Annotated in this window: 16 protein-coding genes; 13 read left to right on the top strand and 3 right to left on the bottom strand. The window is 67.1% G+C overall.

The genetic code is table 11. The annotated features are described in order from the left end of the window. Positions 1-62: 62 nt before the first annotated feature. Positions 63-1,040: a ribosome biogenesis GTPase YlqF gene (gene ylqF / locus AC07PF_RS29860; RefSeq protein ID WP_494614323.1), complete on the bottom strand. Its 978-nt coding sequence runs from the start codon at positions 1,038-1,040 to the stop codon at positions 63-65. Positions 1,041-1,152: 112 nt separating this feature from the next. On the opposite strand from ylqF, the gene AC07PF_RS29865 reads away from it, so the two are divergent. Both AC07PF_RS29865 and AC07PF_RS29870 read left to right on the top strand, forming a co-directional pair. Further along, positions 1,153-1,395 carry a hypothetical protein gene (locus tag AC07PF_RS29865; RefSeq protein WP_007855017.1) on the top strand — a complete coding sequence of 81 codons (243 nt, stop codon included), beginning with the start codon at positions 1,153-1,155 and terminating at the stop codon, positions 1,393-1,395. Positions 1,396-1,436: 41 nt separating this feature from the next. After that, on the top strand, positions 1,437-1,604 hold the full coding sequence (locus AC07PF_RS29870) for an oxidoreductase-like domain-containing protein (RefSeq protein WP_494610253.1): 168 nt from the start codon (positions 1,437-1,439) through the stop codon (positions 1,602-1,604). A gap of 813 nt (positions 1,605-2,417) precedes the next feature. Here AC07PF_RS29870 and gshA read toward each other — a convergent pair. Both gshA and AC07PF_RS29880 read right to left on the bottom strand, forming a co-directional pair. Next, positions 2,418-3,947: a glutamate--cysteine ligase gene (gene gshA, locus AC07PF_RS29875; protein ID WP_494614324.1), complete on the bottom strand. Its 1,530-nt coding sequence runs from the start codon at positions 3,945-3,947 to the stop codon at positions 2,418-2,420. Between the two features lie 68 nt (positions 3,948-4,015). Next, entirely contained in the window at positions 4,016-4,924 is a 909-nt protein-coding gene (locus AC07PF_RS29880) for an SDR family NAD(P)-dependent oxidoreductase (protein ID WP_494614325.1), read from the bottom strand. A 201-nt stretch (positions 4,925-5,125) separates the two neighbouring features. Here AC07PF_RS29880 and AC07PF_RS29885 point away from each other — a divergent pair, with 201 nt between their 5' ends. The 11 genes from AC07PF_RS29885 to tolA all read left to right on the top strand — a co-directional run bounded on the left by AC07PF_RS29885 (position 5,126) and on the right by tolA (position 14,295). Then, positions 5,126-5,407 carry a DUF427 domain-containing protein gene (locus tag AC07PF_RS29885; RefSeq protein ID WP_007858480.1) on the top strand — a complete coding sequence of 94 codons (282 nt, stop codon included), beginning with the start codon at positions 5,126-5,128 and terminating at the stop codon, positions 5,405-5,407. 598 nt (positions 5,408-6,005) lie between these two features. Then, positions 6,006-6,650, top strand: a complete 645-nt coding sequence (locus AC07PF_RS29890; protein WP_494614326.1) for a DUF938 domain-containing protein — start codon at positions 6,006-6,008, stop codon at positions 6,648-6,650. Continuing rightward, complete coding sequence (locus AC07PF_RS29895) at positions 6,647-6,940, top strand: 2Fe-2S iron-sulfur cluster-binding protein (RefSeq protein ID WP_145699080.1); 294 nt, start codon at positions 6,647-6,649, stop codon at positions 6,938-6,940. The genes AC07PF_RS29890 and AC07PF_RS29895 overlap by 4 nt, the downstream gene beginning before the upstream one ends. A gap of 349 nt (positions 6,941-7,289) precedes the next feature. Beyond that, positions 7,290-8,411, top strand: coding sequence for a bifunctional 3,4-dihydroxy-2-butanone-4-phosphate synthase/GTP cyclohydrolase II (gene ribBA / locus AC07PF_RS29900; protein ID WP_007858486.1), 1,122 nt, complete (start codon positions 7,290-7,292; stop codon positions 8,409-8,411). A gap of 18 nt (positions 8,412-8,429) precedes the next feature. Continuing rightward, entirely contained in the window at positions 8,430-8,894 is a 465-nt protein-coding gene (gene ribH, locus AC07PF_RS29905; protein ID WP_145699079.1) for a 6,7-dimethyl-8-ribityllumazine synthase, read from the top strand. Next, positions 8,891-9,517, top strand: coding sequence for a transcription antitermination factor NusB (gene nusB / locus AC07PF_RS29910; protein WP_494609785.1), 627 nt, complete (start codon positions 8,891-8,893; stop codon positions 9,515-9,517). Before ribH ends, nusB begins: the two co-directional genes overlap by 4 nt. Positions 9,518-9,614: 97 nt before the next feature. Continuing rightward, positions 9,615-10,799 carry a pyridoxal phosphate-dependent aminotransferase gene (locus AC07PF_RS29915; RefSeq protein ID WP_494609784.1) on the top strand — a complete coding sequence of 395 codons (1,185 nt, stop codon included), beginning with the start codon at positions 9,615-9,617 and terminating at the stop codon, positions 10,797-10,799. 798 nt (positions 10,800-11,597) lie between these two features. Beyond that, positions 11,598-12,029: a tol-pal system-associated acyl-CoA thioesterase gene (ybgC, locus tag AC07PF_RS29920; protein WP_494614327.1), complete on the top strand. Its 432-nt coding sequence runs from the start codon at positions 11,598-11,600 to the stop codon at positions 12,027-12,029. After that, a complete protein-coding gene (tolQ, locus tag AC07PF_RS29925; RefSeq protein ID WP_007861827.1) occupies positions 12,026-12,730 on the top strand; it encodes a protein TolQ in 705 nt (234 codons plus the stop codon). The genes ybgC and tolQ overlap by 4 nt, the downstream gene beginning before the upstream one ends. A gap of 19 nt (positions 12,731-12,749) precedes the next feature. Next, positions 12,750-13,172, top strand: coding sequence for a biopolymer transporter ExbD (locus AC07PF_RS29930; protein WP_494609783.1), 423 nt, complete (start codon positions 12,750-12,752; stop codon positions 13,170-13,172). A 130-nt stretch (positions 13,173-13,302) separates the two neighbouring features. After that, the gene (gene tolA, locus AC07PF_RS29935) at positions 13,303-14,295 is read left to right on the top strand and encodes a cell envelope integrity protein TolA (protein WP_494614328.1); all 993 of its coding nucleotides are present in this window, start codon (positions 13,303-13,305) and stop codon (positions 14,293-14,295) included. The last annotated feature ends 5 nt before the right edge of the window (positions 14,296-14,300 follow it).

Genomic DNA, 14,300 nt, shown 5'->3' on the forward strand with positions numbered 1-14,300 from the left:
CTATCGAGTCCTCAATTGCCACAGTCCGGCCCGGCCACCGGCCCCGCGCCGGGGCACCCCGGCTATTCGGCCTCGGCGGCGTCGCCCGCAGCGGGTTCGCGCACGCCCGATCCCTTGCCCTTGGACTTGGCGCGCGCGTCCTTCTTGGCCTGGCGCTTGGCGTCCTCGGCCAGGCCGGCGGCGCGCCAGGCCTCGAACTCGGCGGGCGTCTCCAGGGTGATGCGCCCCAAGATGGCCGTGCGAAAGTCGGTCATCACGATCTCGGCGGTCTTTTGCAGGTTCACCCGGCCACCGCCCAGCATGGCGCCGCGCTTCCTGCCGATGGCTTCGAGCAGCTCCTCGTCGTGCATGGTGGCCATGCTCCCGGCAGGCAGGCCCAGTTTGTAGCGCGCCTCCAGCAGCGGTGCATAGTGCTGCTGCAGGCGGCGCAGCAGCTCCAGCGCCACCAGTTCCTCGTCGTAGGCATTGCGGCCCACGGCGCCGCTGGCGGCCAGGTTGTAGCCGCTTTCGGGAATGATGATGCGCGGCCACAGCATGCCGGGCGTATCCCACAGGTAGAAGTCGTCGGCCAGCGTGATGCGCTGCTCGATCTTGGTGATGCCAGCCTCGTCGCCGGTCTTGGCCTGGCGCTTGTTGGTCAGGGTGTTGATCAGCGTGGACTTGCCCACGTTGGGCACGCCGCAGATCAGCACCCGCATGGGCTTGGCCATGCCGCCCCGGTTGGGCGCGAGGCGGTGGCAGCCGTCGATGAGCTTGCGCGCGGGCGCGGCCTCCGAGGCATCGAGCGCCACGGCGCCCGTGCTGAGCTGGGCGTTGTACCAGTCGAGCCACAGCGCCGTGCGCGCGGGGTCGGCCACGTCCTGCTTGTTGAGCACCTTGAGCGTGGGCTTGTGCCCCGTGAGCTCGACCAGCAAGGGGTTGGCGCTGGAGCCGGGCAGGCGCGCGTCCAGCACCTCGATCACCACGTCGATGTCCTTGACACGTTCGGTGATGGCTTTCTTGGTCAGGTGCATGTGACCGGGGAACCACTGGATGGCCATGCGGGGGTACTTTCTAGTCGAACGGATCGGAAATCGGGGTGGCAAGGATAATCGCGGTTTGCCCTGGCGCTGTTTTAGCGCCTTTTCGGCATATTTTCTGCCAGCCATCGCCATGCCAACCAACGACAACACTCCCCGCAACCCCCAACAGGCCAAGGCCGACAAGGAGATGCTGTTCAAGGGCGTCACCTGCGCCCTCATCGGGCTGGTGATCCTGCTGGCGCCCTACGTCGCCAGATCGGGTGGCGTGCGCGATCTCATGGCCCAGGCCACCTTGGTGGGCTGGTTCGCTCTGGTGCTGGGCGGGGGCTTCATCGTGCAGTACCTGCTGCGCCGGGCCAAGCGCAAGCCGTGAGCGCCGCCACGCCTGCGGCACCGGTCGATGCGGCCCGGGCTATGTTTGCACAGCTGCAGCAGCAGGCTGCGGCGATGGGCATCACCCTGCGCGCGCCACCGCCTGAGCCTACCAGTTGTTGTGGGCGGGGGTGCAATGGGTGTGTGTGGGAGGGGTTCTTTGCTGCGGCTGAGTATTGGCGTGAGGAGGCGTTGCTGCAGTTGGGGTGACGGTGCTGTTGTTGCCCAGACGTGGTTCAGCGGACTGGTCTTCGTGGTTATTGCGTGCTTGGATTGAGGGCGGGAGCCGGGGTGTGCGCCCGGCGGCGCACCTACCTTCTTTTGCTTCGCCAAAAGAACGTAGGCCAAGAAAAGGCGACCCCGCTGCCCGTGTCCCCTGCGCTTCGCTCCGGGGCAACCTGCGATGCTCGGGCCTGGGGTGCACCGCGGAACTCGCTGCGTTCCCCCTGCGGGTGAACTCCGCTCAAACAACCGCGGTGAGTCAGACAACGATGCGCGTGTCCTTCGGCACGCGCTCACCCCAGGCCCTGCGCTTCTCGGCACGGTCAGAAGGGGGTGGGAACGGGCCCCATACGGGCCATTGCTTCGCTCGGCCTGTGGTCCTTCGCTGCGCTCGGCTCGCCAGGACGATCGCCCAGCTCGTCGGCAGCGCGCAGCGCGTCACCGACACCCGGCGCAGCTGCGAAGCAGCAGCCGTTTTTGACCCCGCTCCCCACCCCTCTGGCTGCGCCGAGAAGCGCAGGGGCTGGGGTGGGTGCATGTGCCGCAGGACACATGCACTTCGTGATCTGGCTCGTCGATGCTGTTTGAGCGGAGTTCGAAGAACGCAGCGAGTTCATCGACGCCCACCCCAGATCCGAGCATCACAGGCTGCCCGCAGCGAAGCGAAGGGACGCAGACAGCGGGGTCGCCTTCTCTTTGGTGACTTTCTCTTGGCGACGCAAGAGAAAGTTACTGCGCCGCCGGGCGCACATCCCGGCCTCCGCCTTCAACCCACAGCAGAAGCCACCACAAACCAAACTCTCAGCCCAAACCACCCACGGCCATGTACTGCTCCCGCCAAGGCTCAAACGGCAAGGTATCCGCTGCCTCAATAGCCTTCTGCGCCGCCACGGAGTCATGCGCCATCTGCTCGAACCGCGCCTGCTGCGCATCGCTCCACGGCAAGGCCAGCAGCGTGTTCTGCGCCTTGGCCGATTGCTGGAAGGCAAAGCGCTCGAAGTTGCTCTCGTGGTCCTGCACCATGCTGGCCAGCACGCGCGCCGAGGGCGTGCGCTCGGGCGCTTCCATCAGCGCACGCGCATCGCGCAGCGCATCGCTGTAGTCGCTGGTGCCGTGCGTGGCGTCCAGCGCCGCAGCCAGGGGCACGCACTCGGCCAGCACCTCGGCGCCCCAGGTGGTCAGCGGCACGGCCTGGCCCGCGCGCTGCAGCAGCAGGCCGGGTTCGCGGCCGCGCTCGGCCGTGAGGTGCTGGTTCTGCTGGAGCTCGGCGATCTCCTCGGGCGTGTCGGGCGGGCTGTCGGACAGCAGGCAGTGCAGCAGGAACACGTCCAAGAGGCGCATGGTCTGCGCCGTGATGCCCACGGTGACGAACGGGTCCAGGTCCATGAGCCGCACCTCGACGTATTCCACGCCGCGCTCGCGCAGCGCATGCAGCGGGCGCTCGCCGGTCTTCACCGTGCGCTTGGGGCGGATGGTGCCGTAGAACTCGTTCTCGATCTGCAGCAGGCTGGTACCGAGCTGGTTGTAGTCGCCGCCGGGGTTGCGCACGCCCACCGTCTCGTAGGCCGGATAGGGCTTGGTCAGCGCCTCGTGCAGCGAGTTGGCGTAGCCCTTGAGGCCGTTGTAGCTCACCGCCAGCGTGGCCTGGGCGTCGCTCTGGTAGCCCAGGCGCCCCATCCGCAGCGAGGTGGCGTGCGGCAGGTACATGGCCTGGCCCTTGTCGCCCAGCGGCAGCAGGCGGTGCTCGCGCCCCTGCACGAAGCAGGGGCACAGCGCGGGCGAGGCGCCGAACAGGTACAGCAGCACGAAGGCGTGGCGGCGGAAATTGCGGATCAGCGCGAAGTAGTCATCGCTGCCCACGCCGGGCAGCGACCAGTTGTAATGGATGCCCGAGATGGTCTGCATGCGCCGGCCATAGCGGTGGCCCAGGCCCATGCGGTAGACGCTCTTGGCGCGGCCCACGTTGGAGCTGCCATAGCGGCCGATCGGGATCGTCTCGTCGGTGGGCAGGCCGCAGGGCATGCTCGACGCCCACATCAGCTCGCCGCCCTGGGCCTGCAGTGCGCGGTGCACGAACTGGTGCACCTCGGCCAGCTCGTTCAGGCAATCGTCCACGCCCTTGTGCGCGCCGGTGATCAGCTCCAGCTGCGATTCGCTGTAGTCGGTGGTGATCAGCGGGTGCGTGAGCGCCGAACCCAGCGCCGCCGGGTGCGGCGTGAGCGCCAGCCCCCCGCTGGGCAGCACGCGCAATCCCTCCTTCTCGATGCCGCGGCGTATCCCCGCCAGGGCGTCGGCGGGGTAGGCGGTCAGTCGTTCCTGCAAAGTTCTCATATCTTTATTACCGATCTCGTGTCGGCCCGGAACTTAGCACGGCGCACGATTGCGCGTGTGGATCTGGCTTAAACCCTGGCCGCCAAGGCCTTGCTCACCTCGTTGGTCCCCTGCGCTGCGCCGCTTTGTGGTACTTGCTCGCCGGCGCGCTCGGTCACGTCCGAGAGGCGGGCCGCGAGCTGCTCGGGGGTGTCGGCGCCAACGCCTAGGTGAATACCCTGAGTCAACGTGATGTGCGCCGCCTCGAAGGTGCCGGCGCCTGCGCACAGGATGGTGCGCGTGGGCGCGCTCTCGTGCGCCAACACCAGCATGGCGGGCACCACGGCCTCGGGCTTCAGGGCGTCGAGCACTTCCTGGGGCATCAGGCCCTCGGTCATGCGCGTGGCGGCCGTGGGCGCCAGCGCGTTCACGTGGATGTTGTACTTGGCCCCCTCAATGGACAGGGTCTGCATCAGCCCCACCTGGGCCAGCTTGGCGGCACCGTAGTTGGACTGGCCGAAGTTGCCGTACAGGCCGGTGGACGACGTGGTCATCACGATGCGCCCGTACTGCTGGGCCACCATGTGCGGCCACACGGCCTTGCAGCAGTGCGCGGCGCCCATCAGGTGCACGTCCACCACCAGGCGGAAGTCGTCCATCTCCATCTTGCTGAACGACTTGTCGCGCAGGATGCCGGCGTTGTTCACCAGGATGTCCACCCGGCCCCAGGTGTCGATGGCCTGCTGCACCATGGCCTGCACGGCCACGTAGTCGGTGACGGATGCGCCGTTGGCAATCGCCTCGCCGCCGGCCGCGATGATCTCGTCGACCACGGCCTGCGCCGCCCCCACCGAGCCGCCCTTGCCATCCACCGCGCCGCCCAGGTCATTGACCAGCACCTTGGCGCCGCGCGCCGCCAGTGCCAGTGCATGCTGGCGGCCCAGGCCGCCACCGGCGCCCGTGACGATGGCCACACGGCCCTTGAAATCGATACCCATGGTCAATGTTCTCCTGTGGTGGTTGGCTTTGAAATGGCGGCCTGGATCGCGCCGCGGCAGCGCAGCGACTGTAAGCCACATCGCGCCGCAGGCCGGTACCGTGCGTGACTGCTGGCCGTGCAGGCAAAATCGCGGCTGGCGCCCCACCCTCGCCCGGGCGCCGGGCACTTGCGCCCCTTTCCCCCTCTCCAAGGATCTCCCATGAAAGCAACCTGGAACGGCGTGACCATCGCCGAAAGCGACGACACCGTGGTGGTCGAAGGCAACCACTACTTCCCCGAAGCCTCGCTCAAGCGCGAGTACGTCACCTTCAGCAACCACAAGACCATGTGCGCCTGGAAAGGCCAGGCCAGCTACCTCTCGCTGCTTGTCAACGGCGAAATGAACACCGACGCCGCCTGGTTCTACGCCGATCCCAAGCCCGAGGCCGACGAGATCCGTGGCCGCGTGGCCTTCTGGAAGGGCGTGAAGATCGAGGCCTGAAACGCGGCAGCAGTTATCCCTGCCAGCACTGGACAATCATGTGGATAAGTTTTGGCAAGCCCTGTATGGCATCGCCAAGCCATTGATTCACAAGGGAAACCAATGCAGCGCCCATTTTTTGGGCAGCCCGGCACGGCCGACATCTGCGGGTTATCCCTGATGGCACTGGACAATCGTGTGGATAACCCCGGACAAGTTCTGTATGACCGATGCAAGTGCTTGATTCACAAGGCAATCCTACGCACCGCCCATTTTTGAGGCAGCGCCGGACCGCTCACCACCCGCCGGTTATCCCAGCCTTCGCTGGACAATCATGTGGATAAGTTTTGGCAAGTTCTGTATGGGCGATCCAAGTCATTGATTCACAACGGGAATGGATGCGGCGCCTGTTTTTTAGGCAAAGGGCGTCCGGTTATCCCTGCCAGCACTGGACAATCATGGGGATAACTCTGGAGAACCGCTGTATGACCGTCCCAAGTGCTTGATTTGCAAGGCTTATCCCTGCGTTGATGAAAATTCAGGCACTTCGGCAAAGACCCTGTGAAGCCCCCTCTGCTTTCAATTTGATAGCATCGCGCCCCGCACTTTGTCCACACCCATGACCGCACCCGCCCTCCCCTGCAGTCCCGCTTCCGAACGCAACCAGCCCCCCATCCTGGCGGTGCTGCGCGGGTTGCTGCCCGATACCGGCACTGCGCTCGAAATCGCCAGCGGCACCGGCCAGCACGCCGCCTTCTTCGGCGCCGCCCTGCCCGGCTGGGCCTGGCAGCCCACGGACCTCAAGGACGAACTGTTCTTCGCCATCGCCGGCTGGGCCCTGCAGGCCGGTGCCACCAACGTGCAGCCCGCCGTGCTTCTGGACGTGCGCTCCGGCACCTGGCCCGATGGCCAGGCGCCCTTTGCCGAGGCCTTCGACCTCATCTACTGCGCCAACATGCTGCACATCGCCCCCTGGGCCTGCTGTGCGGGGCTGATGCAGGGCGCGGCGCGCCACCTGGCCCCCGGTGGCCGGCTGGTCACCTACGGGCCCTACATCGAAGACGGCGTGCCCACCTCGCCCGGCAACCAGGGCTTCGACGCCACCCTGCGCGCCCAGAACCCGGCCTGGGGCATCCGCAACCGCGCCGACGTGGAGCGCGAAGCCGCAGCCGCCGGCCTGCACCTGGCCGAGCGCCACGCCATGCCCTCCAACAACCTTTTGCTGGTGTGGCAACGCACCCCAGCCCCAGGCAACACCGCATGACCCAGCCCGCCATCCCCTTCTTCACCGCCCGCATCGAGCCCGATGGCGCCCAGTGCGATGCCTGGCCCGAACAGCCGCTGCTCGTCTCCATCGAGCAGGGCGGCATCGACTGGCCCAGCTCCTGCCGCAACGGCACCTGCCGCACCTGCATCGGGCAGTTGGTGGAAGGCCGTGTGCGCTACGAGATCGAATGGCCGGGCCTGTCACCCGAGGAAAAGGCCGAGGGCTGCGTGCTGCCCTGCGTGGCCTACCCCGAGACCGATGTGGTGATCCAGGGCAGCATGATTTAGGAAGCCCCCCTGAGTCGCTTCGCGCCTTCCCCCCAGGGGGACGCCGCCCCTGCGGCGGGGCGGCCCTTGCACGGCGGCACTGGTCTTGGGGCGCGCCAGTTTTTCGGGCACACGAACGTATCAGCCGCTGATTTGCGCCAACATGGCGCCCCTCCGTGGACGCAGGACTGCCCGGGTGCATTAAAATCAGTAACTTCCGGGGCAATATGCTCCGTCGACGTGCGGCAGCGCCGCATCGCATGTTCTTTGGGCGGTTTCTTGGAGGTGTGTGCCGTGTGGCGACCTCCGGCCACGGGAACCTGCGCTGCGCACGCTCGCCAGCCGTCCCCACAGAAAGCCCAAGCCTTCCATGAACACCCCCCTCACCCCCGTGCCGATCTCGCCCGTCGAGGACATCGTGGCCGAGATGCGAGCCGGCCGCATCGTCATCCTGGTGGATGAAGAAGACCGCGAAAACGAAGGCGACCTGGTGCTGGCCGCCGACCATGTCACCCCCGAGGCCATCAACTTCATGGCCCGCTTCGGCCGCGGCCTGATCTGCCTGACGCTGAGCCGCGAGCGCTGCGAGCGCCTGCGCCTGCCGCCCATGGTCACACGCAACGGCACCAAGCACGCCACCGCGTTCACCGTGTCGATCGAGGCGGCCGAGGGGGTGACCACCGGCATCTCCGCCGCCGACCGCTCACGCACCGTGCAGGCCGCCGTGGCACCCAACGCCCGCGCCGAAGACCTGGTGCAGCCCGGCCACATCTTCCCGCTGCAGGCGGTGGACGGCGGCGTGCTCATGCGCGCCGGCCACACCGAAGCCGGTTGCGACCTGGCCGTGATGGCCGGCTGCAGCCCCGCCTCCGTGATCTGCGAGATCATGAAGGACGACGGCACCATGGCCCGCCTGCCCGACCTGCAGCTCTTCGCGGCCGAGCACGGCCTGAAGATCGGCACCATCGCCGACCTGATCGAGTACCGCAGCCGCAACGAAACGCTGGTGCAGAAGGTCGGCACGCGCACGCTGCAGACCGCTGCTGGTGAGTTCACCGTGCACGCCTTCCGCGACCAGCCCAGCCAGGCCGTGCACCTGGCGCTGGTCAAGGGCCAGTGGGGCGCCGACGACGTGGTGCCCGTGCGCGTGCACGAGCCCCTGTCGGTGTTCGACGCGCTCGAGGTCAACCGCTCCATGCACTCCTGGGGCCTCGATTCGAGCCTCCAGTACCTGGCCGCCCAGGGCAAGGGCGTGGCCGTACTGCTCAACTGCGGCGAGACGGCCGAGCAACTGCTCGAACAGTTCGAAGGCACGGCCCGCGCCGCCCAGGCGCCCGAACGCGGCCGCATGGACCTGCGCACCTATGGCGTGGGCGCGCAGATCCTGCGCGAGTGCGGCGTGCACAAGATGCAGCTCATGGGCCAGCCCCGCCGCATGCCCAGCATGGCCGGCTACGGCCTCGAAATCACCGGCTTCATCCCCAAAGAGTAAAAGAACAGGATCACCACTATGTTTGGCGCAGAAAAAGGAACAGCGGACAGGCTGGACGGCAGGAAGCTGCACATCGGCATCGTGCAGGCCCGCTTCAACGAGAGCATCACCAACACCCTGGCCGCGGCCTGCCGTGCCGAGCTGCTGGCCCTGGGCGTGCAGGAAAAGCACATCACCCACGTGCTGGTGCCCGGCGCGCTCGAAGTGCCCGTGGCCCTGCAGGCCATGTGCGAGGCCGACGAGTACGACGCGCTGATCGCCCTGGGCTGCATCATCCGCGGCGAGACCTACCACTTCGAACTGGTGGCCAATGAATCGGGCGCGGGCGTCACGCGCCTGTCGCTCGACTACCAGATCCCGATTGCCAACGCCATCATCACCACCGAAAACCTCGAGCAGGCCATTGCCCGCCAGAGCGAAAAAGGCACGGACGCGGCCCGCGTCGCCGTGGAGATGGCCAACCTGCTGGAAGACCTGTCATGAGCGAAAGCAACAACTACGGTGACGACGACAACGGCACCGGTGCCACCAGCAGCCACCCGGCCAAGCGCCCGCCCAAGCAGGCACGCACCGGCCTCAAGAGCACCGGCGTGCGCAAGGCGGCTTCCAAGTCGGGGCGCAGCCGCGCGCGCGAATTCGCGCTGCAGGCGCTGTACCAGCACCTGGTGGGCGGCAACGCGCCCGAGGCCATCGACGCCTTCACGCGCGACCTGGCCGGCTTTCACAAGGCCGACTCGGTGCACTACGACGCGCTGCTGCACGGCAGCATCAAGATGGCCGCCGACATGGACGCGCTGATCACCCCGCTGCTGGACCGCAAGATGGCCGAGATCTCGCCCATCGAGCACGCCGTGATGTGGATCGGCGTGTACGAGTTCCAGCACTGCCTCGACGTGCCCTGGCGCGTGGTGCTCAACGAGTGCATCGAGCTGGCCAAGGAGTTCGGCGGCACCGACGGCCACAAGTACGTGAACGCCGTGCTCAATGGCCTGGCCCCGCGCCTGCGCGCCGCCGAAGTCGCAGCCGACAAGGGTGCTGCAGCCGCAGCAGCAACAGCCCCCAGCGACGCAGCAGCACCCGAGGGCGGCGAAGACGCCCAGGCCTGATGGGCCGAGCCTCATCGCAGGCTTTCCTGCCCCGGGCATGCACGGCCCGGCGGGCTCCCCCCACAATGCCCCGCGCGGGCAGGACCTCCACCCAGCCATGAAATTCTCCTCGCGCGCCGAGCGCATCGAACCGTTTTACGTGATGGAGGTGGCCAAGGCCGCCCAGGCCCTGGCACGCGAGGTAGCGGCCACCAGCGAGCCGATGATCTTCTTGAACATCGGCGAGCCCGACTTCACCGCCCCGCCCCTGGTGCAGGAGGCCGCCGCCCGCGCCGTGCGCAACGGCGCCACCCAGTACACCAACGCCCTGGGCCTGGAGCCCCTGCGCGAGCGCATCAGCGCCTGGTATGCACAGCGCTTCGGCGTCAACGTGCCGGCCCGGCGCATCGTGGTCACGGCCGGCGCATCGGCTGCGCTGCAGCTGGCCTGCCTGGCGCTCATCGAGTCCGGCGACGAGATCCTCATGCCCGACCCGAGCTATCCCTGCAACCGCCACTTCGTGAGCGCAGCGGACGGCAAGGCCGTGCTCGTCCCTACCACCGCAGCCGAGCGCTACCAGCTCAGCGCCGAGAAGGTGCGCGCCGCCTGGACCGACAAGACCCGCGGCGTGCTGCTGGCCTCGCCATCGAACCCCACGGGCACGTCCATCGCGCCCGGCGAGCTGCGCCGCATCCACGAAGTCGTGCGTGCGCACGACGGCATCACGCTGATCGACGAGATCTACCTGGGCCTGTCGTACGAAGAAGAATTCGGCCACACGGCGCTGGCCATCGACGAGAACATCGTCAGCATCAACAGCTTCAGCAAGTACTTCAACATGACCGGCTGGCGCCTGGGGTGGATGGTGGTGCCCGAGGCCATGGTGCCCGTGGTCGAGCGCCTGGCGCAGAATTTGTTCATCTGCGCGAGCACGGTCTCGCAGCATGCGGCGCTGGCCTGCTTCGAGGCCGAGAGCATTGCCGAGTACGAGCGGCGGCGGGCGGAGTTCAAGGCACGGCGGGATTTCTTCATTCCCGCGCTGCAGTCCATGGGGCTGTCGGTTCCGGTGATGCCGGATGGGGCGTTCTATGCCTGGGCGGATTGCTCCAAGGCTGCTTCTCGGTTGGGTGTGAATGGCAGTTGGGATTTTGCGTTTGAGGTGATGAAGCGGGCGCACGTGGCGATTACGCCGGGGCGGGATTTTGGGACTGCTGAGACGGAGAGGTTTGTGCGGTTCTCTACTGCGAATTCGATGGCGCAGTTGGAGGAGTCGGTTGCTCGGTTGCGTCGTTTGTTGGGGTGATCTGAGTAGTGGTTAGGTCTGCTCTTTTTTTGAAGGCGGAGGCCGGGTCTCGGCCCGGCGGCCGAGGTACCTTTCTTTGCTTCGCCAAAGAAACGTACCCCAAAGAAAGGCGACCCCGCTGCCCGTGTCCCCCTCGCCTGCGGCGAGGGGGCAGCCTGCGATGCTCGCGCCTGGGGTGTGCCGCAGAACTCGCTGCGTGCTTCGCACTCCGCTCAAACAGCTGCGGCAAGCTAGACAACGATGCGCGTGTCCTGCGGCACGCGCTCACCCCAGGCCCTGCGCTTCTCGGCACGGTCAGAAGGGGTTGGGAGCGGGCTCCACACGGGCCATTGCTTCGCTCGGCCCGGGGTGCCGTCGCTGCGCTCGGCCTGGGCAGGGCGGCTACGCCGCCCGTCGGCAGCGCGCAGCGCGTAACCGCCCCCCGGCGCAGCTGCGCAAGCAGCAGCCGGGTGGTACCCGCTCCCCACCCCTGCTGGCTGCGCCGAGAAGCGCAGGAGCTGGGGTGGGTGCGTGTGCCGAAGGACACACGCACTTCGTCATCTGGCTCGTCGCTGCTGTTTGAGCGGAGTGCGAAGCACGCAGCGAGTTCAGCGACGCCCACCCCAGATCCGAGCATCGCAGGCTGCCCCCGTTCGCCCGACAGGGCGATCGGGGGACGCAGACTGGGGGTCGCCTTTTCTTTGCCCACTTTCTTTTGGCGACGCAAAAGAAAGTGGGTGCGCCGCCGGGCGCACATCCCGGCCTCCGCCCTCAACACAAACACAGAAGCAACCACCGCACCGAGAGGGAACAAGCACCATGGCCTTTGAATTCCCCATCCGCGTGTACTGGGAAGACACCGACGCCGGCGGCATCGTCTTTTATGCCAACTACCTCAAATTCTTCGAACGCGCCCGCACCGAATGGCTCCGCTCCCTCGGCATCGGCCAACAACAACTCAGGGAACAAACCGGCGGCATGTTTGTCGTAACCCACAGCCAGGTCCGCTACCTGCGGCCAGCCAGGCTCGACGACGAACTCATTGTTACCGCCCAGCTGCAGGACGCAGGCCGCGCATCGTTGACAATACTGCAGCGAGCGCTCCTGAAACCGGAGCAGCCAATGACCGACAATGCGTCCGCGTTGCTGCTCAGTGAAGGCACCATCCGCATCGGCTGGGTGGACGCCGCCGCCCTCAGGCCCGCAAGAATACCGAGCACCCTTCTGGAACAACTCTCAACAAACACATGAATTCCCAAAACATGTCCATCCTCAGCCTGGTGCTGCAGGCCAGCTGGGTGGTGCAACTCGTCATGGCGCTGCTGCTGGCCGTCTCGGTCGCCAGCTGGGCTGCCATCTTCCGCAAGCTGTTCGCGCTCAAGCGCATCAAGTCGCTCAACGACGACTTCGAGCGCGACTTCTGGTCCGGCACCAGCCTGAACGACCTGTTCGCCAGCGCCGCGCAGAACGCCAAGAACGCCGGCCCCATGGAACGCATCTTCGCCAGCGGCATGCGCGAGTACCAGAAACTGCGCGAACGCCGCATCACCGATGCCGGCACCCTGATGGACGGCGCACGCCGCGCCATGCGCGCCAGCTTCCAGCGCGAGATGGACGTGGTGGAGTCGAGCCTGTCCTTCCTGGCTACCGTGGGTTCGGTATCGCCCTACGTGGGCCTGTTCGGCACGGTGTGGGGCATCATGCACGCCTTCACCGGCTTTGCCGGCATGGAGCAGGTGACCCTGGCCACCGTGGCCCCGGGCATTGCCGAGGCGCTGGTGGCCACCGCCATCGGCCTGTTCGCCGCCATCCCGGCCGTGATCGCCTACAACCGCTTTGCCCGCGACATCGACCGCGTGGCCACGCACCAGGAGACCTTCATCGAAGAGTTCTCCAACATCCTGCAGCGCAACCTGGGCGCGCAACAGCCCACCTCGGCCTCCGGCCACTGAAAACAGGAAGGGAGCCCGCATGCCCGCCATGGCGTCCCGCGGCCGAGGCCGCCGCACCATCAACGAGATCAACATGGTCCCGTTCATCGACGTGATGCTGGTGCTGCTCATCATCTTCATGGTGACCGCGCCCATGCTCACCCCCGGCATGGTCGACGTGCCCAGTGTGGGCAAGGGCCGCAACCTGCCCAAGGTGGTCGCCCAGATCGTGGTGAACAAGGACGGCTCGCTGCAGCTCAAGACCCCCGAGGCCACGCGCAGCATGAGCCAGCGCGAGATCGGCGAGGCCGCGCTGCGCTGGCAGAAGAACCAGACCAGGGAGACGGCAGTCATCATCACGGCCGACAAGGGCGTGATGTACGACAACGTGGTCAAGGCCATGGACGCCCTGCAGAAGGCGGGCGTCCAGCGCGTGGGGCTGTCCGTCAAGCAGGGCGGCTAGCGAGCCAGGCAGACAACGCTTTGGGCGCCTGGCACGTTGTGTGTATGCGCTGCCAGCGGTAGACAAGCCACTGACGCCCATTTCATCCCTCCACGGAACCGACGACCCTGCAAAGCGCTCCACCCCTTCCATGCACGCCCAAGACGACCGCGACCAGTTTGCGCCCCCCGCCCCCCCTGCCCGCCTGCGAGCCATCTCGCTGGCGGTGCTGGTGCACCTGGCGCTGATCGGCGCACTCACCTGGGGCGTGAACTGGAAGGCCAGCTCCGACCAGCCCGCCGTGCAGGCCGAGCTGTGGTCTGCCGTACCCCAGCAGGCCGCGCCACCCGAGGTGACGCCGCCCACGCCCCCCACCCCGCCCACGCCACCCGAGCCACGGCCCGTTCCCACACCTGCGCCGCCACCGCCGCCCCCCCCACCGCCGCCGCGCGCCGTGGAGCCCGACACGCGCGAGGCCGACATCGCCATCGAGCGCGAGAAAAAGCGCCTGGAGCAGGAGAAAAAAGCCCGCGCCGAGAAGCTCGAACGCGAAAAGCGCGAGCGTGAGCGCAAGGAAGACGAGCGCGAGGAACGCCTCGAAAAGGAAAAGAAGGAAAAGCTCGCCGAGCAGAAGAAGGCCGAGCAAGAGAAGGACAAGCAAAAGAAGCTGGCCGAGGAAAAGCGCAAGGCCGAAGAGGCCAAGGACGCAAAGGAAGCCAAGGAAGCAGCCGCCAAGAAGCAGCAACAACAGCGCGCCGAGGCCGAAGCCAAGCAGTTGGCCGCCCAGCGCGAGGCCAACCTGCGCCGCATGCAAGGCCTGGCGGGCTCCGAGGGCAACGAAAAGTCCACCGGCACCGCCCAGCGCGACTCCGGCCCCTCGGGCAGCTACGGGGGCCGCGTGGCTGCCAAGGTCAAGCCCAACATCGTCTACCCCGACGCTATCTCGGGCAACCCGCGCGCCGAGGTCGAGGTGCGCCTGGCACCCGACGGCACCATCGTCGGCAAGCGGCTCGTGCAGTCCAGCGGCAACAAGGCCTGGGACGACGCCGTGCTGCGCGCCCTGGACAAGACCGAGACCCTGCCGCGCGACGTGGATGGCCGCGTTCCGGCCTCGCTGACCATCGGGTTCCGGCCGCAGGACTGACCCCG

Source organism: Acidovorax sp. GW821-FHT10A04 (assembly GCF_059415825.1).

Bases quoted from the DNA above. Each gene is read 5' to 3' on its own strand.
- gshA (WP_494614324.1), bottom strand. From the start codon at position 3,947: ATGAGAACTTTGCAGGAACGACTGACCGCCTACCCCGCCGACGCCCTG.
- nusB (WP_494609785.1), top strand. From the start codon at position 8,891: ATGAGCGAAAGCAACAACTACGGTGACGACGACAACGGCACCGGTGCC.
- ribBA (WP_007858486.1), top strand. From the start codon at position 7,290: ATGAACACCCCCCTCACCCCCGTGCCGATCTCGCCCGTCGAGGACATC.
- AC07PF_RS29890 (WP_494614326.1), top strand. From the start codon at position 6,006: ATGACCGCACCCGCCCTCCCCTGCAGTCCCGCTTCCGAACGCAACCAG.
- ybgC (WP_494614327.1), top strand. From the start codon at position 11,598: ATGGCCTTTGAATTCCCCATCCGCGTGTACTGGGAAGACACCGACGCC.
- AC07PF_RS29885 (WP_007858480.1), top strand. From the start codon at position 5,126: ATGAAAGCAACCTGGAACGGCGTGACCATCGCCGAAAGCGACGACACC.
- ribH (WP_145699079.1), top strand. From the start codon at position 8,430: ATGTTTGGCGCAGAAAAAGGAACAGCGGACAGGCTGGACGGCAGGAAG.
- AC07PF_RS29915 (WP_494609784.1), top strand. From the start codon at position 9,615: ATGAAATTCTCCTCGCGCGCCGAGCGCATCGAACCGTTTTACGTGATG.
- ylqF (WP_494614323.1), bottom strand. From the start codon at position 1,040: ATGGCCATCCAGTGGTTCCCCGGTCACATGCACCTGACCAAGAAAGCC.
- tolA (WP_494614328.1), top strand. From the start codon at position 13,303: ATGCACGCCCAAGACGACCGCGACCAGTTTGCGCCCCCCGCCCCCCCT.
- AC07PF_RS29930 (WP_494609783.1), top strand. From the start codon at position 12,750: ATGCCCGCCATGGCGTCCCGCGGCCGAGGCCGCCGCACCATCAACGAG.
- AC07PF_RS29865 (WP_007855017.1), top strand. From the start codon at position 1,153: ATGCCAACCAACGACAACACTCCCCGCAACCCCCAACAGGCCAAGGCC.
- AC07PF_RS29895 (WP_145699080.1), top strand. From the start codon at position 6,647: ATGACCCAGCCCGCCATCCCCTTCTTCACCGCCCGCATCGAGCCCGAT.
- AC07PF_RS29880 (WP_494614325.1), bottom strand. From the start codon at position 4,924: ATGGGTATCGATTTCAAGGGCCGTGTGGCCATCGTCACGGGCGCCGGT.
- AC07PF_RS29870 (WP_494610253.1), top strand. From the start codon at position 1,437: ATGTTTGCACAGCTGCAGCAGCAGGCTGCGGCGATGGGCATCACCCTG.
- tolQ (WP_007861827.1), top strand. From the start codon at position 12,026: ATGAATTCCCAAAACATGTCCATCCTCAGCCTGGTGCTGCAGGCCAGC.